This window comes from Mesorhizobium sp. CA8, assembly GCF_020164955.1.
In the GTDB taxonomy this organism is placed as follows: Bacteria; Pseudomonadota; Alphaproteobacteria; order Rhizobiales; family Rhizobiaceae; genus Mesorhizobium.
Window position 1 is genome coordinate 38246 of sequence record NZ_JAIUHG010000036.1, and the last position, 18289, is coordinate 56534.

Here is an 18289-nt window from a genome sequence, read left to right on the forward strand (position 1 = left end):
CCGGTCTGCTTACCCGCCCAGCGCCCTTATTCGCCGAGCGCGTCATCGAGCAGCGCGGCCAGCTGGCTGAGATGCTTCGACATCAACCCTGTCGCCGGCGAGGCCGAGGCCGGCCGGCCGGTGTAGCGCACCCGCTGATGCTTGGCGTCGATATGCGCCAGCACCCATTCGAGATACGGATCGATGAACGACCAGGCGCCCATGTTCTTGGGCTCCTCCTGGCACCACACCATCTCGGCATTGCGGAAACGCGACAGCTCGGTGATCAGCGCCTTGGCCGGGAACGGATAGAGCTGTTCGACGCGCAGCAGGTAGATGTCGTTGATGCCGCGCTTCTCGCGCTCCTCGTAGAGGTCGTAATAGACCTTGCCCGAGCACAGCACGACGCGACGGATCTTGGAGTCCTTCACCAGCTTGATCGGCTGGTCGGCCAAGAGCTGCGCATCGTCCCAAAGCAGTCGGTGGAACGAGCTTTCGCCGGACATCTCCGACAGCGTCGACACCGCGCGCTTGTGGCGCAGCAGCGACTTCGGCGTCATCAGGATCAGCGGCTTGCGGAAGTCGCGCTTCAGCTGTCGGCGCAGGATATGGAAATAATTGGCCGGCGTGGTGACGTTGGCGACCTGCATGTTGTCTTCCGCGCAGAGCTGCAGGAAGCGCTCCAGCCGCGCCGACGAGTGCTCCGGCCCCTGGCCCTCATAGCCATGCGGCAGCAGGCAGACGAGACCCGACATGCGGAGCCACTTGCGCTCGCCCGATGAGATGAACTGGTCAAACACCACCTGGGCGCCATTGGCGAAGTCGCCGAACTGCGCTTCCCACAGCGTCAGTGCCTTGGGCTCGGCCAGGCTGTAGCCGTATTCGAAGCCGAGCACCGCCTCTTCCGAGAGCATCGAGTTGATGACCTCATAGCCGGCCTGCGCCGCCGAGAGATTGTTCAGCGGGATATAGCGGGTCTCGTCGCGCTGGTCGTAAAGCACCGAATGGCGCTGCGAGAAGGTGCCGCGTTCCGAATCTTGGCCGGAAAGCCGGATCGGATTGCCATCGAGCAGGATGGCGCCGAAGGCCAGCGCCTCGGCCGTCGACCAGTCGATGCCTTCGCCCGACTCGATCGCCTGGCGGCGGTTTTCGAGGAAGCGCAGGATGGTCTTGTGCGCCTCGAAATCCTTCGGCACCTCGGTCAGCTTCTTGCCGATCTCCTTCAGCGTGCGCACCGGCACGGCGGTCTTGCCGCGCCGCTGTTCGTCCTGGTTATCGGCGGTCCGCAGGCCCGACCAGGCGCCGTCCAGCCAGTCGGCCTTGTTGGGCTTGTAGTGCTGGCCGACTTCCCATTCGGCTTCGAGGTGCGCCCGCCAGTCGGCCCGCATCTTGTCGACCTCGGCCTGGGTGACGTGGCCTTCGGCGATCAGCCGGTCGGCATAGATCTGCACCACCGTCTTATGGTTGCGGATATTGCGGTACATGATCGGCTGGGTGAAGGACGGCTCGTCGCCCTCATTGTGGCCGAAGCGGCGGTAGCAGAACATGTCCACCACCACCGGCTTGTGGAACTTCATGCGGAACTCGGTCGCGACCTTCGCGGCATGCACCACCGCTTCCGGATCGTCGCCGTTGACGTGGAAGATCGGCGCCTCGATCATCTTGGCCACATCCGACGGATAGGGCGAAGAGCGCGAGAAGCGCGGATTGGTGGTGAAGCCGATCTGGTTGTTGATGATGAAATGCAGCGTGCCTGCGACGCGATGGCCGCGCAGCCCCGACAGGCCGAGGATTTCGGCGATCACGCCCTGGCCGGCGAAGGCGGCGTCGCCATGCAGCAAGAGCGGCATGACCTTGGCGCGTTCCGACAGCGGCACGATCTCGCCGCGCTCGCGGCCGGACAACTGATCCTGCTTGGCGCGCGCCTTGCCCATCACGACGGGGTCGACGATTTCCAGATGCGAGGGATTGGCCGTCAGCGACAGATGCACCTTGTTGCCGTCGAACTCGCGGTCTGACGAGGCGCCGAGATGGTACTTCACGTCGCCCGAGCCCTCGACCTCGTCGGGAGCCGCCGAGCCGCCCTTGAATTCGTGGAAGATGGCGCGGTGCGGCTTGGCCATCACTTGGGAAAGCACGTTGAGGCGGCCGCGATGCGCCATGCCGAGCACGATTTCCTTGAGGCCGAGCTGGCCGCCGCGCTTGACGATCTGCTCAAGCGCCGGGATTAGCGACTCGCCGCCGTCGAGGCCGAAACGCTTGGTGCCCTTGTACTTGACGTCGATATATTGCTCGAAGCCCTCGGCCTCGATCAGCTTCGACAGGATCGCCTTCTTGCCGGTGGCGGTGAAGGTGATCTCCTTGTCGGCGCCTTCGATGCGCGCCTGGATCCAAGCCTTCTCTTCCGGATCGGAGATGTGCATGAAATCGACGCCGAGCGTCGAGCAATAGGTGCGGGTCAGGATGTCCAGCATCTGCCGGATGGTGCCGAATTCGAGCCCCAGCACATTGTCGAGGAAGATCGGCCGGTCGTAATCGGCTTCGGTGAAGCCGTAATTCTCCGGCGACAGCTCGTTATAATCCTCGAGCGGCTTGGCGATGCCGAGCGGGTCGAGATTGGCGTGCAGGTGGCCGCGCATGCGGTAGGCGCGGATCATCATGATGGCGCGCACGGAATCGCGCGTCGCCTGGTGCACGTCGGCGTCGGAAAGCACGGCGCCGTTGACGACGGCCTTTTCCTTGACCTTCTTTTCGACCGCCTTTTCAACCAAATCCCAATTGCCGTCGAGCGCCGAGACCAGCTCGCCGTTGGCCGTGAGCGGCCAGGAAGGCTTCGCCCAGGAGGCACCCTTGGCGTTTTTGCGCACGTCGCCCGCGTCGTCCTTCAGCGCGGCGAAGAAATCCTGCCACTCCGGGTCGACCGAAGCCGGATCGTCCTCATAGGCGGCATAGAGCGCGTCGATATAGCCGGCATTGCCGCCATAGAGGAATGAGGTGAGCGAGAATTGGTCGTTGGCCTGATCTTGTCTTGCCATTTTGTCTGCGGAGCCTGGCTCCGTCTCCTTAGTTGGAGGGGCGTAAGGGAATAGGGGAGTAGGGCAGTAGGGAAAGCGGCAATTGGTGCCGCGTATCCCGCTTTTCCTATCCCCTACTCCCTTACTGCCTTAACCCTTGATCGCCTCGACCAGCGTCGTGCCGAGCCGCGCCGGCGACGGCGAAACCTTGATGCCGGCCGATTCCATCGCCGCGATCTTGTCTTCCGCGCCGCCCTTGCCGCCCGAGATTACCGCGCCCGCATGGCCCATGGTGCGGCCGGCCGGCGCCGTGCGCCCGGCGATGAAGCCCGCCATCGGTTTCTTGCGGCCGCGCTTGGCTTCGTCCTTGAGGAACTGCGCGGCGTCTTCCTCGGCCGAGCCGCCGATCTCGCCGATCATGATGATCGACTTGGTCTCGTCGTCGGCGAGGAACATCTCCAGCACATCGATGAATTCGGTGCCCTTGACCGGGTCGCCGCCGATGCCGACCGCCGTGGTCTGGCCGAGGCCGACATTGGTGGTCTGGAAGACTGCCTCATAGGTAAGTGTTCCCGAGCGCGAAACAACGCCGACCGAGCCCTTGCGGAAGATGTTGCCGGGCATGATGCCGATCTTGCATTCATCGGGCGTCAGCACGCCCGGGCAGTTCGGGCCGATTAGCCGCGAGGTGGAGCGGTCGAGCCGCGCCTTGACCTTGACCATATCCATCACCGGGATGCCTTCGGTGATGCAGACGATGAGCGGGATCTCGGCCTCGATCGCCTCGATGATGGCCTCGCCCGCGCCCGCCGGCGGCACATAGATGACGGAGGCGTTGGCGCCGGTCTTGGCCTTGCCCTCGGCTACCGTGGCGAAGATCGGCAGGCTTTCGCCCTTCGAACCGGTCCAGGTCTCGCCACCCTTCTTCGGATGGATGCCGCCCACCATCTTGGTGCCGTGATAGGCCAGCGCCTGCTCGGTGTGGAACGTGCCGGTCTTGCCGGTCAGACCCTGAACCAGCACCTTGGTGTTCTTGTCGACGAGAATGGACATCGCGGCCCTTTTCTAAAAACCGTTGATCGAGGAAGGCGAGACGCGCTGGTAGAGGCCGCTCACCATGTCTTGCCATGCATCGCTGCCGGCGGGCTTGAACTGAAGTTTCATGCGGTAGGTATCGGCGCCGTCAAAACCGTATGTCACGCTGGCGGCGCCGCGCGGCGATGAGCGTTCCAGCATCAGCTCGCTGCCGTTCCACGTGCCGGTAGCCGGCGACATCGGCACGAATCCCATCGAGTCGAACTGATGCATGGTGACGAGGCCGCTCTGCTGGTCGAAACCGAACACATTATGCGCGCCGAACGAGACGGTGCCGTCGCGGCGCTGGCGATAGCGCTGCACCACGAACAGACCGCCGAACTCGGCCTCCGCCTGCACTTCCGCAGTCGCCGCGCCGGCATCGGTCCATTGCGTTGCCGCAATCTCTTCCTCGCCGCGCCACGCGCCGACCAGCGCCTGCAAGCGTTGGTGACCGTCCGAGAGGGAAGAGAAGGGCGACGCGTTCATGGCTCACAGCCGCTTCAGGTCGGTGACGGTGAGATCGCTCCGGGCATTGCCGGTGTTCAAGGTCGTCGCCGGCTCGAACATCAGCACCACCGGCTCCTTCGTCAGCGAACGCGGCCGGTGCTCGACGCCGCGTGGCACGACGATGAAGTCGCCCTCGCCGAGCTCGACCGGCCCGTCGCGGAAATCGATGGCGATCCGGCCGCGCAACACCAGGAAGGCCTCGTCCTCATTGTCATGCGCATGCCAGTCGAAGACTTCGCCGAACTTGGCGACCTTGGCTTGGGCATCGTTGACGTCGCCGGCGACATGCGGATCGAAGACCTTGGTGATCGTCCGATCCGCCGCCTCGACCAGGTTTATCTTGCGCGGAGGCATCCGCTTTAGCCCTTCACCGCCTTGACGATCTTCTTGGCCGCATCGTCGAGATCGTCGGCCGAGACGACGTTGAGGCCGCTGTCGTTGATGATCTTCTTGCCGAGCTCGGCATTGGTGCCTTCCAGCCGCACGACCAGCGGCACTTTCAGGCCCACTTCCTTGACCGCCGCGATCACGCCTTCGGCGATGACATCGCATTTCATGATGCCGCCGAAGATGTTGATCAGGATGCCTTCGACCGCCGGATCCTTGGTGATGATCTTGAACGCCGCCGTGACCTTTTCCTTGGAGGCGCCGCCGCCGACGTCGAGGAAGTTAGCCGGCTCAGCACCGTAGAGCTTGATGATGTCCATCGTCGCCATGGCAAGGCCGGCGCCGTTGACCATGCAGCCGATATTGCCGTCGAGCGCGACATAGGCGAGGTCGTATTTCGACGCCTCGATCTCCTTCTCGTCCTCCTCGGTCGTGTCGCGCAATTCCATCACGTCCGGGTGGCGGAACAGCGCATTGTTGTCGAACGACACCTTTGCATCGAGCACGCGCAGATGCCCGTCCTTCATGACGATGAGCGGATTGACCTCGAGCAGGCTCATGTCCTTCTCGACGAAGGCCTTATAGAGGATCGGGAACAGCGAAGCGCCGTCCTTGGCCGCATCGCCGTCGAGCTTCAGCGCGGCGTTGAGCTTCTTGACGTCATCCGCCGTCACGCCTTTTTCCGGGTCGATGGCGACGGTGAGGATCTTTTCGGGCGTGTCATGCGCGACCGTCTCGATGTCCATGCCGCCCTCGGTGGAGACAACGAAGGCGATACGGCCGACCGAGCGGTCGACCAGGATCGACAGATAGAGCTCGCGGGCAATGTCGGCGCCGTCCTCGATATAGAGGCGGTTGACCTGCTTGCCGGCCGGACCGGTCTGCTTGGTGACCAGCGTGTGGCCGAGCATCTCGTTGGCATTGGCGACGACTTCCGCCGCCGACTTCGCCAGCCGCACGCCGCCCTTGGCGTCGGGGCCGAGTTCCTTGAATTTGCCCTTGCCGCGGCCGCCGGCATGGATCTGGCTCTTCACGACATAGAGCGGGCCAGGCAGCGCCTTGGCGGCGGCTTCCGCCTCGCTGGCCTTGAACACCGGAACGCCGCTTGCGACCGGCGCGCCGAACGTCTTCAGCAGCGCCTTGGCCTGATACTCATGGATGTTCATGCGCTTGGTCTCCGGGGAGGGTTGCTTGCCGCGAGATTACTTGCCGGCGAGATGCGGGGCGATCTTGGTGCAGGCCTCGGTCAGGCCCTGCACGGCCGCGACCGAATTGTCGAACATCTTCTGCTCGGCCTTGGACAGGTCGATCTCAATGACGCGCTCGACGCCACCGGCGCCGATCACCACCGGAACGCCGACATAGGTGTTCTTCACGCCATACTGGCCCGAGAGATGCGCAGCACACGGAAGCACGCGCTTCTTGTCCTTGAGGTAGGATTCGGCCATCGCGATCGCGGAAGCCGCCGGCGCGTAATAAGCCGAACCGGTCTTAAGCAGGCCGACGATCTCGGCGCCGCCGTCTCGGGTGCGCTGCACGATCTGGTCGAGCTTCTCCTTCGAGGTCCAGCCCATCTTGACGAGGTCGGGCAGCGGGATGCCGGCCACAGTCGAATAGCGGATCATCGGCACCATCGAATCGCCGTGGCCGCCGAGCACGAAGGCGGTGACGTCCTCGACCGAGACCTTGAACTCCTCGGCCAGGAAGTAGCGGAAGCGGGCGCTGTCGAGCACGCCGGCCATGCCGACGACATGGCTGGTGGGGAGGCCAGAGAACTTCTGCAGTGCCCACACCATCGCGTCGAGCGGGTTGGTGATGCAGATGACGAAGGCCTTCGGCGCATATTTCTTCAGCCCGGCGCCGACCTGTTCCATCACCTTGAGGTTGATGCCGAGAAGGTCGTCGCGGCTCATACCGGGCTTGCGCGGCACGCCGGCGGTGACGATACACACATCCGCGCCCTCGATGCCGGCATAGTCGTTGACGCCGGTCAGCCGGGAATCGAAGCCGTCGACCGGCGAAGACTGCGCGATGTCGAGACCCTTGCCCTGCGGAATACCCTCGGCGATGTCGAACAGCACCACGTCGCCGAGATCCTTGAGGCCGATCATATGGGCGAGCGTGCCGCCGATCATGCCCGAGCCGATGAGCGCTATCTTGTTGCGTGCCATGTGAGGATGTTTTCCTTTGTCTGTGACGAAGTCGTGACGGGCCGGGGAGACCGAAAGGATGCGGGAAACCGCTAGATTTGGCCGCACCGAATAGCGCCGGCCAAAAAAAAATTCAAACGATTATTTCGACCTCAGTGTTTTCAATCGGTTAGATGCTTCGGGAATTACGTAAACGTCAAAATTCATGAGCCGACTGAGGAGAATTTACACAATGAACGCCGAAATCCGAAGGCTTCATCCCGGCGATGACGCGGTTGTGATGCGCGTTGCCGAGGAGGTGTTCGACCAGCCGGTGCAACCGGACCGTCTCGCTGCCTATCTCAACTCGCCAGGCCATTTCATGATCGTTGCCATGGTCGACGGCATTGTCGTCGGCCAATGCGCCGCTGTCATTCATCGCCATCCCGACAAGGTGAGCGAGCTTTACGTCGACGAGGTCGGCGTGGCGCCGCCTTCCCGTGCGGCAAGGCAGCGCCCGAAGGATGCTCGATGCCATGTTCAAAATCGGCCGCGCCCACGGCTGCGAGGAAGCCTGGGTCGGCACCGAGCCGGACAATCTTCCGGCGCGGGCGCTTTATGAGACGCGAAACGAGCCGCACGGGAAGGCGGAGGACTTCGTGATGTATGTGTACGGGCTTTCGAAGTTGGTCGAAACGCCCCCGCCCTCATCATCCTAGGGCGAAGCAAGAGCGAAGCGACGCGCGCAGACCTTAGGATCCATGCCATGATGCTAAACCCTTGGAACAGTTCAGAATTCTGCTCCGCCGTTTTCCATGTTCGGACATCACGGAATGATCCTCGGGCAAGCCCGAGGATCACGAAGGTGAGGAGGCTACCCCTTAGCCTGCCTTGCCTCGGCGGCCGGCGCGTCCGCATTCCGCCGCTCCGCCCAGCCATCCAGCCAATCGCGGCTCTGCATCTCGACCAGGCGCGAGGCTGTGCGCTCGAATTCGAACACTTCCGTGCCGCGCTTGGCCGTATAGAGCCGTTCGGGCGGCGCCGCGGCGCTCATCACCAGCCGCATGCGGTGGTCGTAGAGCGTGTCGATCAAAAGGATGAAGCGCTTGGCCTCGTTGCGCTTGCCTTCGCCAAGCACCGGCACATGGTCGATGAAAACGGTCGAGAAACGACCGGCGATCGCCAGATAGTCGCGCGCGCCGAGCGGCTTTTCGCAGAGGTCGGCAAAGGAAAAGCGCGCCGCGTCGCCGGCGGCGCGCGGCACGACAAGCTGGCGGCCTTTCAGCGTCAGCGTCACCTCGCCGGTCGGCTGGCCATGCGTCATCGCCTTCCAGGCCTCGTCGAGCGCGCGCTCGGCCCCGGCGTCGTCCGGCGTGACATAGACCGGCTGGCGGTTGAGCTTTTCCTGCCGGTAGTCCTTTTCGGCATCCAGCGCCATCACATGTGCATTGCGCTCGAGCAACGAGATGAACGGCAGGAAGAGCTGGCGGTTCAACCCGTCGCGATAAAGGTTCTCCGGCGTCACATTGGAGGTGGCGACCAGCACCACGCCATTGGCGAACAGCGCCGAGAACAGGCGCGACAGGATCATCGCGTCGGCGATGTCGGTGACGGAGAACTCGTCGAAGCACAGCACCCAGGCTTCATCGGCGAGCGCCCGCGCCACCGGCGGGATCGGGTCGTCTTCCTTGACCGCGCCTTCCTTGCGCGCCTGCCGGTGCTTCTGGATGCGGTCCTGCACATCGGCCATGAAGTCGTTGAAATGCACGCGGCGCTTACGCCGGACCGGCAACAGCTCGAAGAACATGTCCATCAGCATGGTCTTGCCGCGACCGACGCCGCCATGGATGTAGAGGCCTTTGACCGGCTCGCGCGGCTGACGCTTGGCCGCGAACAGCCAGCCCAGCGCGCTCGATTTATGCGCCAGCCTTTTGGCCGAAATCTCGTCGATCAACCGGTCGAGCGCGGCGACGATCCGCTCCTGCGCCGGGTCGCGCCCGACCGCCCCGCTCTGGACGAGATGGTCGTAGCGCTGCCTGACGGTCGCGTGGGTCTGGATACCGTCGCGCAGATGCATGGGTCCGGTCTTTTGCATTTTTTGCGCGGAACGCCTGAGGAAGGGCCAGAGTGTGTTGAGATTCAGGTCAGGCCGAGTCGAAAGTGACGGGTTCCGAGAACCGGAGCGGAGCGTACTTGAAGTACGTGAGCACCGGCCTTCGCCGGCCATAGCCTTAATTTAACTGCCACGCCACTCCTAAGTGCTTCGGCCGGCGAAGGCCGGAAGCGCAGGAAGCCGGCATTTGCAGGCCGGCCTCACCTGAATATCAGCACACCCTCGCGTTATCTTGTAAGCGAGATGGGTTGCCCGTTGGAAGTCTGGCCGTCGAACTTTTCGCCGCCGGACGAATAGAGCCTGGCCAGCGTGCCGCCATTTTCGTCGTAAAGCGTCAGCTGCTTGCCGGCGACATTCCAAGACTTGATGCCGTCGATCGGCGCCGGGCAGTGCAGCGGACCGGCGCGGTAGCCGGCGCCGAACTTGGTCTGCGGCGTCGCCACCTTGCAGCTCTGCCCGGAGACATTGACGTTCCACACGCCGGCGACGCTGGCCGCGGTGAGATCGGTGGCGCCGGCAGGCGCCGCGCCGTCCGGCGGCAGCGAGGCGACCTGGGTGTTCTTCGGCGCGGTCGGGAATTGCGACGGATCGGTGGTGCCGGGGGAAGCGGGCGGCGGCAGCTGGTTCTGCGTCACGGTCCCGGACGGCGCCGGCGTCAGCGGCGCCGGCTGCTGGTCGTCCATCGACGAGAAGCGCGAAGTCGAGCAGCCGCTCGCAACCAGCGCGGCCAGCGATACGGCTACAAGGCCGCTCTTCGAAAAGAGGCGGGACCGCGAAAAGGAGCGGGTCATCGAAAAATTCATCAAAACCTCCGTCGGATCCGGCCGGGGGGAGCCATCCGCGTAATCTTCGCTTCACCAAGACGGCGAAGGTGGCAGAATTTCAACCCGATATGGTTAAAATAGGGTTTTCGAGTCGGCTGTTGTAAATTTGTCGCAGCAACCGGTCGGCATCGGGGTGACGCTCGATGCGGCTATCCAAGCTGTTGAAATATCGCCATTAAATCCGGGCGCTCGGCACGAACACATAGCCGTCCGGGCCGACAATGTAGCATTCGCGCAGGCCGTGCGACTTGTCGATCGAGCCGGCCAGCACGATGTGGCCGAGCGCCGCCGCCTTTTTCTCGACCGCATCCGGATCGGCGCCGTAAAGGCGCAGCTCTATGCCGGCGCCGCGCGTCTCGGCGCCCGAAGTGACCCCGGTCATCGGATTGTCGAGATAGGAGTGGTCGGCATGCAGCATCAAGACCGAGCCCAAAAGCTCAATCGCCGCGAAATCCTCGTCGGCATAGATGATCCGGGCGCCGAGCACGTCGCGGCAGAAAGCCTCCATCGCCGCCATGTCGGTGACCAGAAGGTTGACGCCGATTCCAAGCGGCAGCGAGCGGCCGAAATCCTCGGCCTTCATCCACGGTGTCTTGGTTCGCTTCATCGCCATGACGGTTCACCCTCGCCCCCGATCCTATTTGAACCGAGCCTCGCCCGTTGGCATTCGCCGGCAAAATGCTTGCGCCAGGCGGGCGCGTCCTTATCTCAGGAAAGACCGAGCCGGCGGGAGAGTGAATGGCCGCGAGAAAAAGAACCGCCAACCGCTATTACAGCGGCCCGCCCAGCGATCATTTCGACGGCGCCTTGTTCTTCAACCCCGGCGGCAAGCCGCCCGGGCGCTTCAGCGATCTCCTCAAATGGCAGTTCAGCGGCAAGCGGGCGAAATGGCCGGCCGCCTGGCCAAGCCCCCATCCGCCGGCAAAACCGGACGGACGGGTGGATGGCGGCGCGCTGAGGCTCACTATGGTCGGTCATGCCTCGCTTCTCATCCAGACTGCCGGGTTGAACATCCTGACCGATCCGGTGTGGTCGGAGCGCGCCTCGCCCTTCACCTTTGCCGGCCCGAGAAGGGTCAATGCGCCGGGCATTGCCTTTGCCGACCTGCCGCCGATCGATCTGGTCCTGGTCAGCCACAATCACTATGACCATCTCGACCTCATCACGCTGACGCGGCTGAAGGAGAGCCACGACCCGCTGGTGATCACGCCGCTCGGCAACGACGCCGTCATCGGCCGCGCCGTGCCCGGCATGCGGCTCGGCGTGCATGATTGGGGCGACCGGGTCGACATCGGCGCGGCCGCCATCCATGTCGAGCCGGCGCATCACTGGTCGGCGCGCGGCGGACGCGACCGGCGTATGGCGCTGTGGGCGGGCTTCGTCATCGAAACAGCTGCCGGCAACATCTATTTCGCCGGCGACACCGGCTTCCATGACGGCATCAACTACCGGCTGATGGCGCAAAAGCATGGCGGCTTCCGCCTCGCCATCCTGCCGATCGGCGCCTATGAGCCGCGCTGGTTCATGGCGCCGCAGCACCAGAACCCGCAGGAGGCCATGCAGGGCATGAAGCTGTGCAACGCCGCCTTCGCCGCCGGCTGCCATTGGGGGACCTTCCATCTTACCGACGAGCCGATCGACGAACCGGCGCAGAAACTGGCCGACTCGCTGGCCGCCGAAGACCTGCCGCGGGAGCGTTTCCGCGCCATGCGACCCGGTGAAGTCTGGGATATACCGGCCATCTACAAAGGAACCCAAACCCGCCAAACGCGTTGATCCGCCGACGCAATTCGCCGGAGCTTCCCATGATCAGGTGGATCATCATTCTTCTCATCATTGCCGCCGCCGCGAGCCTGCTCGGCATGCCGGCGCTTGCAGGTGCGGCCGCTACCGGTGCGCGCATCCTCATAGGCATCGTGCTGATCATCTTCCTGCTGATCGTGCTCGGTGTCTTCGCTGTCACGTAGGCGCGACCGTTAGGTCGTCGCAGCGCGGCACTTTCGCCGTGACCCGAGAATATAGCCGGACTGGTAATTCCCGCCCGTTTCCGCCATATAGCGCCCAAACGGATTGGCCAAACGGATTGGAATGACCGGTTAGATGGCAGGCACCGCCCCCTTCGCCAAGATGAACGGCATCGGCAACGAGATAATCATTGCCGATATGCGCGGCCGCGCCGACAAGGTGACGGCGGCGGCCGCGATCGCCCTCAATGGTGACGCGGCGACCAAGTTCGACCAGATCATGGCGATTCACGATGCGCGCACGCCGGGCACCGCCTATTATATCGACATCCTGAACTCGGACGGTACCAGCGCGCAGGCCTGCGGCAACGGCACGCGCTGCGTCGTGCAGGCTCTGGCTGCCGAGACCGGACAGAAGCGCTTCACCTTCGAGACCCGCGCCGGCATTTTGAATGCCGAGGAGCATGCCGACGGCCTGATCTCGGTCGACATGGGCAAGCCGCGCTTCGGCTGGCAGGAAATCCCGCTGGCGGAAGAGTTCCGCGACACCCGCATGATTGAGCTGCAGATCGGCCCGATCGACGCGCCGGTGCTGCATTCGCCTTCGGCGGTGTCGATGGGCAACCCGCACGTGATCTTTTGGGTCGACAATGACGTCTGGTCCTACGAGCTCGACCGTTTCGGCCCGCTGCTCGAAAACCATCCGATCTTCCCGGAGCGCGCCAACATCACCATCGCTCAGGTGACTTCACCTGAAACGATGATCATCCGCACCTGGGAGCGCGGCGCCGGCCTCACCAAGGCCTGCGGCTCGGCCGCTTGCGCCGCCGTGGTCGCTGCGGCCCGCACCAGGCGCACCGGCCGCAGCGTCTCGCTGCTGGCGCCCGGCGGCGGCAAGCTCAATGTCGAATGGCGCGACGACGATCACGTCATCCTGACCGGTGCTGCCGAATGGGAATTTTCCGGCAGCTTCGACCCCTCGACCGGCGCCTGGGCCCGCGACACCGAAAGCGCCGCCTGATGTCCGCCCTTGGAAAAGGCTTGGAATCCCAAGCCTCCACCACGACAGGTGTCGACGTCGTCACCTTCGGCTGCCGCCTCAATACCTATGAATCGGAAGTGATGCGCCGCGAAGCCGAAAACGCCGGCCTGGGCGCGCTTCAGGGCGGTGCCGTCATCTTCAACACCTGCGCCGTCACGGCGGAAGCGGTGCGCCAGGCCAAGCAGGCGATCCGCAAGGCGCGCCGCGAGAACCCTTCAGCGCGCATCATCGTCACCGGCTGCGCGGCGCAGACCGAGTCGCAGAATTTCGCCGCCATGGACGAGGTCGACCTCGTGCTCGGCAATGAGGAGAAGCTGAAGGCCAACTCCTATCGCGCGCTGCCCGATTTCGGCGTCAACGATACCGAGAAGGCGCGCGTCAACGACATTTTTTCGGTGCGCGAGACGGCAAGCCACATGGTCGATGCCATCGAGGGCCGGGCGCGCGCCTTCGTGCAGGTGCAGAATGGCTGCGACCATCGCTGCACCTTCTGCATCATCCCTTACGGCCGCGGCAATTCGCGCTCCGTGCCGATGGGCGCCGTGGTCGAGCAGGTCAAGCGTCTGGCCGGCAACGGCTATGCCGAGATCGTTTTGACCGGCGTCGACATGACCAGTTTCGGCGCCGACCTGCCGGGCGCGCCAAAACTGGGAAAACTGGTGAAGACGATCCTTCGCCAGGTGCCGGATGTGAAGCGGCTGAGATTGTCCTCGATCGATTCAATCGAGGCCGACGACGACCTGCTGGACGCGATCGCCACCGAGCCGAGGCTGATGCCGCATCTGCACCTGTCGCTGCAATCGGGCGACGACATGATCCTGAAGCGCATGAAGCGTCGTCATTTGCGCGAGCAGTCGATCCGCTTTTGCGAGGACGTGCGCAAGCTGCGTCCCGGCATCGTCTTTGGCGCCGACATCATCGCCGGCTTCCCGACCGAAACCGAGGACATGTTTAAGAATTCGGAGAAGATCGTCGAGGAATGCGGCCTGACGCATCTCCACGTCTTCCCGTTCTCGCCGCGCGAGGGCACGCCCGCCGCGCGCATGCCGCAAGTCCGCCGCGAGGTGGTGAAGGCGCGCGCCGCAAGGCTGCGCGCCGCCGGCGAGGCCGCCTATCGCCGGCACCTGTCGTCGCTGCCGGGCACGCGGCAGTCGATCCTGATCGAGCGCGACGGGCTCGGCCGCACCGAAGGGTTTACGCTGGCCGCAATCGACACGGGCGCGCCCGGCGAGATCGTCGACGCCACCATCACCGGCCATGATGGCGCCCGACTGATTGCGGCGCCCTCTGCCGCGCAAGCCGCCTGAGACTGCGAGACGCATGGCTGGTTTTTTCAAGAAGATATTTTCGTTCGGCAAGAAAGAAGTTGTCGAGGAGCGCGTCGACGAAACGGCTCCGCTGGCGCCGATCAAATGGGACGCGCTGGACACGCTGAAGACCGAGGCCGAGGAGGCCGCGCCGGAGGTTTCGGCGCGTGAGCAGGAGCCTGCATCCTACCCTCCCCTCGATGGGGAGGGTCGCCACCAATTAGCGGGGCGGGGTGACAGCGCCGACGTGCGTCACCCTCGAGCTGCGCTCGGGACCTCCCCCATCGGGGGGGAGGTAGAGCCCACCCCTCAACCTCTCCCCGACGAGCCGAAGCCCGAACCTGCTCCGACCATTCCGCCGACGCCCGAGCCGATCGTTCCCGCCGAGCCGGAACCGCTGCCGCAGCCCGAGCCGGAAGAAGAGCCGCAACCGGTGCCCGAGAAACCGGAGCCGCCGAGCCCTGAGGAAGTGCCGCCGGTACAACCCGAGCCTTTACCCGCGCCGGCGCCCGAACCTGCTCCGCAGGAAGTGCCCGCACCTCCGCCGGCCCAGCCGGACATCGAGCCTTCGCGTCCGGAACCGCAGCCTGAGCAGCCACCGGTCGAAGTGCCGACGCCGCCTGCCGAAGCCCCGGTCGAGCCGCCGGCGCCCATCGAGGTTCCGCCAGCGGCGCCGCCTCCCATCGAGCCATCCTCGCAAGCCGGCGCCGCCCCTCATCCGCCTGCCGGCATCTTCTCCCCGTATAGGGACGGGGAGAAGGACGAAGCTGCATCGCCCCACCCTCCCCTTGATGGGGAGGGTCGCCACGAAGTGGCGGGGCGGGGTGATGGAGTTGACGCGGGTCACCTCCACCCCCGAGCTGCGCTCGGGACCTTCCCCATGGAAGGGGGGGTGGAGTCCGCGCCCGTTCCGCAGCTTGCCCCCGCCGCCGGCAAGGTGACGGTCTCAAAAAGGGTCGAGCAGAAAGCCGAGCCGCAAAAGGCGCCGGAGCCGGCGCCGCGGCGCTCCTGGTTCCAGCGCATGCGCGAAGGGCTTGCCCGCTCCTCGCGCGAGCTCACCGGCAACATCGCCGGCGTCTTCACCAAGCGAAAGCTGGACGAGAACACGCTGCAGGACCTGGAGGACGTGCTGATCCGCGCCGATCTCGGCCTGGAGACCGCGCTTCGCGTCACCGATTCGCTTGCTTCCAGCCGCTACGGCCGCGACGTTTCCGACTCTGAAGTCCGCGCCGTGATGGCGGCGGAAGTGGAAAAGGTGCTGACGCCGGTCGCAAGACCGCTCGAGCTCGATCTCAGCCACAAGCCGCATGTCATCCTGGTCGTCGGCGTCAACGGCACCGGCAAGACCACCACCATCGGCAAGCTCGCCGCCAAGCTCACCGATGGCGGCCTGAAGGTGATGCTGGCCGCCGGCGACACGTTCCGCGCCGCCGCGATCGAGCAGCTCAAGATCTGGGGCGAGCGCACGAAATCGCCCGTCATTGCCACCAAGCTCGGCGCCGATGCGGCGGGCCTCGCCTATGACGCCTTCGAGAAAGCCAAGGAGGCCGGCTCCGACGTGCTGATCATCGACACGGCCGGCCGTCTGCAGAACAAGACCGAGCTGATGGCCGAGCTGGAAAAAATCGTGCGCGTGCTGGGCAAGCTCGATCCGGAAGCCCCGCACACGGTGCTGCAGACGGTCGACGCCACCACCGGCCAGAATGCGCTGAATCAGGTCGAGATATTCCGCAACGTCGCCGGCGTCAACGGGCTGGTGATGACCAAGCTGGACGGCACGGCGCGCGGCGGTATTCTGGTGGCGATAGCCGCCAAGCACCGGCTGCCGGTCTATTTCATCGGCGTCGGCGAGCAGGTCGACGACCTCGAACCGTTTTCCGCCAGCGAGTTTGCGAGAGCGATCGCCGGCGTCGCCTGAACAAAGGCGTGATCTTGAAAGGCCGCCTGCTTTTCGGCCAGATCATGCGCAAGAAGGACTTTTATGAACATCCTCGAACGCGACCCGTCCGATCCACGCCGCAAGCCGATGAATCCCGGCTTGAAGTTCCTGCTCGAACTGGGTCCGGGCCTGGTGTTCTTCTTCACCACCATCCGCGGCGAGTGGCTGGCCGAGAAATTCCCGGTGCTCGCCCATCTCGGCGAGCCGATCCTGATCGCCACCGCCTTCTTCATGGTGGCGACCGCGCTTTCGCTCGGCGCCTCCTGGCTGCTCACGCGCAGCCTGCCGCTGATGCCGCTGGTCTCGGCGATCGTCGTCTTCGTCTTCGGCGCGCTGGCGCTTTACCTGCAGGACAAGACCTTCGCCTTCATGAAGCCGACGATCATTAATTCGCTGTTCGGCGTCACGCTGCTCGGCGGCCTGCTGTTCGGCCGGTCGCTGCTTGGCTACGTCTTCGATTCCGCCTTCCAGCTCGATGCCGAGGGCTGGCGCAAGCTGACCTTCCGCTGGGGCCTGTTCTTCCTGTTCCTCGCCGTGCTCAATGAGGTCGTGTGGCGCAACTTTTCCGAGGCGACCTGGCTTTATTTCAAGGTCTGGGGCACGATCCCGATCACCTTGCTGTTCACCTTCAGCCAGATGCCGCTGATCATGCGCCACTCGCTGGAAGAAAAAGCCAAGCAAGAGAAGGCCGGGAATTAAAGCAATTCCAGGAAAAGCGTGCAGCGGCTTCCGTCCGGAATTGCGCCAGAATGAGGGGGCAGCATGGAATTCCTCACCACGCATGACGAGCTGAGGACGATCTACAAGACGCCCCGGCCGACCGACGGCTCGATCCGCAAAGAGCTCAAAGCCCTCGACGGCCATTGCCGCTCCTTCATCGGCAAGAGCCCCTTCGTGCTGATCGGCTCCTCCGACGGCGCCGGCAATGCCGACGTGACGCCGAAAGGCGACAAGCCCGGCTTCACCGCCATCCTCGACAACAACACCATCGCCATCCCCGACCGTCCAGGCAACAACCGGCTGGACACGCTGGAAAACATCATCCGCAATCCGTCGGTCGGGCTGCTCTTCCTCATTCCCGGCATGAACGAGACCCTGCGCGTCAATGGCGACGCCCGCATCACCCTCGATCCCGCCTTGCGCGAACGCCTGGCCGTCGACGGCAAGGAGCCGCAGAGCGTGATCGTGGTGACGGTGAAGGCCGCCTATATGCACTGCGCCAAGGCCTTCATGCGCTCCGATCTGTGGAAGCCGGAAACCTGGTACGACCGCGCGACCTTGCCGACGCTCGGCCAGATCATCCGCGACCAGCTGGCGCTCAGCGAAAGCGCCGGCGAGATCGACCGCGAGCTGGACGACGATTACCGCCAGACCATGTGGTAGGCTTGCCGGACGACTCAACCCTTCGTCCGGCTCTCCCTTGATCGAGATCATCGCCATTTCAGGCAGCCTGCGCGCCGCCTCGACCAACTCGGCCCTACTCGCGGCATTGGCCGCCAACGCGCCCGCGGGCTGCCGTGTCCAGGTCTATGATGGCCTCGGCCGGCTGCCGATCTTCAACCCCGACGATGAGGGCGAGCGCACGCCGCCCGAAGCGGCAGCGCTGATCGACGCTGTCACCCGCGCAGACGGCGTCATCGTCTCCTGCCCGGAATATGCGCATGGCGTGCCCGGCGGCATGAAGAACGCGCTGGACTGGCTGGTCTCGCGCGACGCGGCGGTGGGCAAGCCGGCAATGCTGGTCCATGCCTCGCCCCGCTCGCTCTATGCGCGGGCAGCGCTTGCCGAGATCATGCGGACGATGTCCTTCGCGATGTATGAGGAGACGGCGCTGGAGATCGCGCTGCTGGGCAAGAAGCCGGCGGAGGTGGCGGCAATCCTCAGCGAGGACACGAACCGGCAGGCGATGCGCGAGGCGGTGCGGGGTTTTGGGCATAGGCGCTAAGATAGGTATTGCGGCGCGGAATCGGTTGTGATTCTACGCTGGAGATGACACACGAATCGCTT

General features: G+C 64.5%; 19 protein-coding genes. 9 read left to right on the forward strand and 10 right to left on the reverse strand.

Features of this window, described 5'->3' with window-relative positions; genetic code table 11:
* Positions 1-26: 26 nt before the first annotated feature.
* The 7 genes from LB553_RS28055 to LB553_RS28085 form a co-directional block, all read right to left on the reverse strand.
* Positions 27-3014 (reverse strand): 2-oxoglutarate dehydrogenase E1 component, encoded by a 2988-nt coding sequence (locus LB553_RS28055; RefSeq protein ID WP_224518085.1) that lies wholly within the window; start codon positions 3012-3014, stop codon positions 27-29.
* 129 nt (positions 3015-3143) lie between these two features.
* Positions 3144-4046, reverse strand: a complete 903-nt coding sequence (gene sucD, locus LB553_RS28060) for a succinate--CoA ligase subunit alpha (RefSeq protein WP_095820284.1) — start codon at positions 4044-4046, stop codon at positions 3144-3146.
* A gap of 12 nt (positions 4047-4058) precedes the next feature.
* Positions 4059-4556: a DUF1579 family protein gene (locus LB553_RS28065; RefSeq protein ID WP_224518087.1), complete on the reverse strand. Its 498-nt coding sequence runs from the start codon at positions 4554-4556 to the stop codon at positions 4059-4061.
* Between the two features lie 3 nt (positions 4557-4559).
* On the reverse strand, positions 4560-4931 hold the full coding sequence (locus LB553_RS28070) for a cupin domain-containing protein (protein WP_224518089.1): 372 nt from the start codon (positions 4929-4931) through the stop codon (positions 4560-4562).
* 5 nt (positions 4932-4936) lie between these two features.
* Entirely contained in the window at positions 4937-6130 is a 1194-nt protein-coding gene (gene sucC / locus LB553_RS28075) for an ADP-forming succinate--CoA ligase subunit beta (RefSeq protein ID WP_224518092.1), read from the reverse strand.
* Between the two features lie 36 nt (positions 6131-6166).
* The gene (gene mdh / locus LB553_RS28080; protein WP_224518094.1) at positions 6167-7135 is read right to left on the reverse strand and encodes a malate dehydrogenase; all 969 of its coding nucleotides are present in this window, start codon (positions 7133-7135) and stop codon (positions 6167-6169) included.
* A gap of 175 nt (positions 7136-7310) precedes the next feature.
* On the reverse strand, positions 7311-7532 hold the full coding sequence (locus LB553_RS28085; RefSeq protein ID WP_224518096.1) for a hypothetical protein: 222 nt from the start codon (positions 7530-7532) through the stop codon (positions 7311-7313).
* A 97-nt stretch (positions 7533-7629) separates the two neighbouring features.
* On the opposite strand from LB553_RS28085, the gene LB553_RS28090 reads away from it, so the two are divergent.
* On the forward strand, positions 7630-7812 hold the full coding sequence (locus tag LB553_RS28090; protein WP_263484281.1) for a GNAT family N-acetyltransferase: 183 nt from the start codon (positions 7630-7632) through the stop codon (positions 7810-7812).
* Between the two features lie 155 nt (positions 7813-7967).
* Here LB553_RS28090 and zapE read toward each other — a convergent pair whose 3' ends face one another.
* From zapE to LB553_RS28105, 3 genes are all read right to left on the reverse strand, one after another.
* Complete coding sequence (gene zapE / locus LB553_RS28095) at positions 7968-9170, reverse strand: cell division protein ZapE (protein ID WP_224518121.1); 1203 nt, start codon at positions 9168-9170, stop codon at positions 7968-7970.
* A 263-nt stretch (positions 9171-9433) separates the two neighbouring features.
* Positions 9434-10009, reverse strand: a complete 576-nt coding sequence (locus LB553_RS28100; protein WP_224518100.1) for a protease inhibitor Inh/omp19 family protein — start codon at positions 10007-10009, stop codon at positions 9434-9436.
* A 196-nt stretch (positions 10010-10205) separates the two neighbouring features.
* On the reverse strand, positions 10206-10643 hold the full coding sequence (locus LB553_RS28105) for a VOC family protein (protein WP_224518102.1): 438 nt from the start codon (positions 10641-10643) through the stop codon (positions 10206-10208).
* Between the two features lie 125 nt (positions 10644-10768).
* Between LB553_RS28105 and LB553_RS28110 the strand changes: the two genes are divergently transcribed.
* The 8 genes from LB553_RS28110 to LB553_RS28145 all read left to right on the forward strand — a co-directional run bounded on the left by LB553_RS28110 (position 10769) and on the right by LB553_RS28145 (position 18227).
* Positions 10769-11806 carry an MBL fold metallo-hydrolase gene (locus LB553_RS28110; protein ID WP_224518104.1) on the forward strand — a complete coding sequence of 346 codons (1038 nt, stop codon included), beginning with the start codon at positions 10769-10771 and terminating at the stop codon, positions 11804-11806.
* A 29-nt stretch (positions 11807-11835) separates the two neighbouring features.
* Positions 11836-11997, forward strand: a complete 162-nt coding sequence (locus LB553_RS28115) for a DUF1328 family protein (protein WP_031195454.1) — start codon at positions 11836-11838, stop codon at positions 11995-11997.
* A gap of 133 nt (positions 11998-12130) precedes the next feature.
* On the forward strand, positions 12131-13015 hold the full coding sequence (gene dapF, locus LB553_RS28120) for a diaminopimelate epimerase (RefSeq protein WP_224518106.1): 885 nt from the start codon (positions 12131-12133) through the stop codon (positions 13013-13015).
* Complete coding sequence (gene mtaB, locus LB553_RS28125) at positions 13015-14343, forward strand: tRNA (N(6)-L-threonylcarbamoyladenosine(37)-C(2))-methylthiotransferase MtaB (RefSeq protein ID WP_412033385.1); 1329 nt, start codon at positions 13015-13017, stop codon at positions 14341-14343. The genes dapF and mtaB overlap by 1 nt, the downstream gene beginning before the upstream one ends.
* Before the next feature lie 13 nt (positions 14344-14356).
* Entirely contained in the window at positions 14357-16261 is a 1905-nt protein-coding gene (gene ftsY / locus LB553_RS28130) for a signal recognition particle-docking protein FtsY (RefSeq protein WP_224518111.1), read from the forward strand.
* A gap of 63 nt (positions 16262-16324) precedes the next feature.
* Positions 16325-16981, forward strand: coding sequence for a septation protein A (locus LB553_RS28135; RefSeq protein ID WP_224518113.1), 657 nt, complete (start codon positions 16325-16327; stop codon positions 16979-16981).
* A 63-nt stretch (positions 16982-17044) separates the two neighbouring features.
* On the forward strand, positions 17045-17665 hold the full coding sequence (locus LB553_RS28140; RefSeq protein WP_224518115.1) for a pyridoxamine 5'-phosphate oxidase family protein: 621 nt from the start codon (positions 17045-17047) through the stop codon (positions 17663-17665).
* Between the two features lie 37 nt (positions 17666-17702).
* The gene (locus LB553_RS28145; protein ID WP_224518117.1) at positions 17703-18227 is read left to right on the forward strand and encodes an NADPH-dependent FMN reductase; all 525 of its coding nucleotides are present in this window, start codon (positions 17703-17705) and stop codon (positions 18225-18227) included.
* Positions 18228-18289: the final 62 nt, after the last annotated feature.

Excerpts from the sequence above, each read along its gene's own strand:
- mtaB (WP_412033385.1), top strand. The coding sequence starts at position 13,015 with ATGTCCGCCCTTGGAAAAGGCTTGGAATCCCAAGCCTCCACCACGACA.
- LB553_RS28055 (WP_224518085.1), bottom strand. The coding sequence starts at position 3,014 with ATGGCAAGACAAGATCAGGCCAACGACCAATTCTCGCTCACCTCATTC.
- LB553_RS28065 (WP_224518087.1), bottom strand. The coding sequence starts at position 4,556 with ATGAACGCGTCGCCCTTCTCTTCCCTCTCGGACGGTCACCAACGCTTG.
- LB553_RS28070 (WP_224518089.1), bottom strand. The coding sequence starts at position 4,931 with ATGCCTCCGCGCAAGATAAACCTGGTCGAGGCGGCGGATCGGACGATC.
- sucC (WP_224518092.1), bottom strand. The coding sequence starts at position 6,130 with ATGAACATCCATGAGTATCAGGCCAAGGCGCTGCTGAAGACGTTCGGC.
- LB553_RS28140 (WP_224518115.1), top strand. The coding sequence starts at position 17,045 with ATGGAATTCCTCACCACGCATGACGAGCTGAGGACGATCTACAAGACG.
- LB553_RS28110 (WP_224518104.1), top strand. The coding sequence starts at position 10,769 with ATGGCCGCGAGAAAAAGAACCGCCAACCGCTATTACAGCGGCCCGCCC.
- LB553_RS28135 (WP_224518113.1), top strand. The coding sequence starts at position 16,325 with ATGAACATCCTCGAACGCGACCCGTCCGATCCACGCCGCAAGCCGATG.
- zapE (WP_224518121.1), bottom strand. The coding sequence starts at position 9,170 with ATGCATCTGCGCGACGGTATCCAGACCCACGCGACCGTCAGGCAGCGC.
- dapF (WP_224518106.1), top strand. The coding sequence starts at position 12,131 with ATGGCAGGCACCGCCCCCTTCGCCAAGATGAACGGCATCGGCAACGAG.
- mdh (WP_224518094.1), bottom strand. The coding sequence starts at position 7,135 with ATGGCACGCAACAAGATAGCGCTCATCGGCTCGGGCATGATCGGCGGC.
- LB553_RS28085 (WP_224518096.1), bottom strand. The coding sequence starts at position 7,532 with ATGAATGACAGCGGCGCATTGGCCGACGACAATGCCGTCGACCATGGC.
- LB553_RS28090 (WP_263484281.1), top strand. The coding sequence starts at position 7,630 with ATGTTCAAAATCGGCCGCGCCCACGGCTGCGAGGAAGCCTGGGTCGGC.
- LB553_RS28105 (WP_224518102.1), bottom strand. The coding sequence starts at position 10,643 with ATGGCGATGAAGCGAACCAAGACACCGTGGATGAAGGCCGAGGATTTC.
- LB553_RS28100 (WP_224518100.1), bottom strand. The coding sequence starts at position 10,009 with ATGAATTTTTCGATGACCCGCTCCTTTTCGCGGTCCCGCCTCTTTTCG.
- sucD (WP_095820284.1), bottom strand. The coding sequence starts at position 4,046 with ATGTCCATTCTCGTCGACAAGAACACCAAGGTGCTGGTTCAGGGTCTG.
- LB553_RS28115 (WP_031195454.1), top strand. The coding sequence starts at position 11,836 with ATGATCAGGTGGATCATCATTCTTCTCATCATTGCCGCCGCCGCGAGC.
- ftsY (WP_224518111.1), top strand. The coding sequence starts at position 14,357 with ATGGCTGGTTTTTTCAAGAAGATATTTTCGTTCGGCAAGAAAGAAGTT.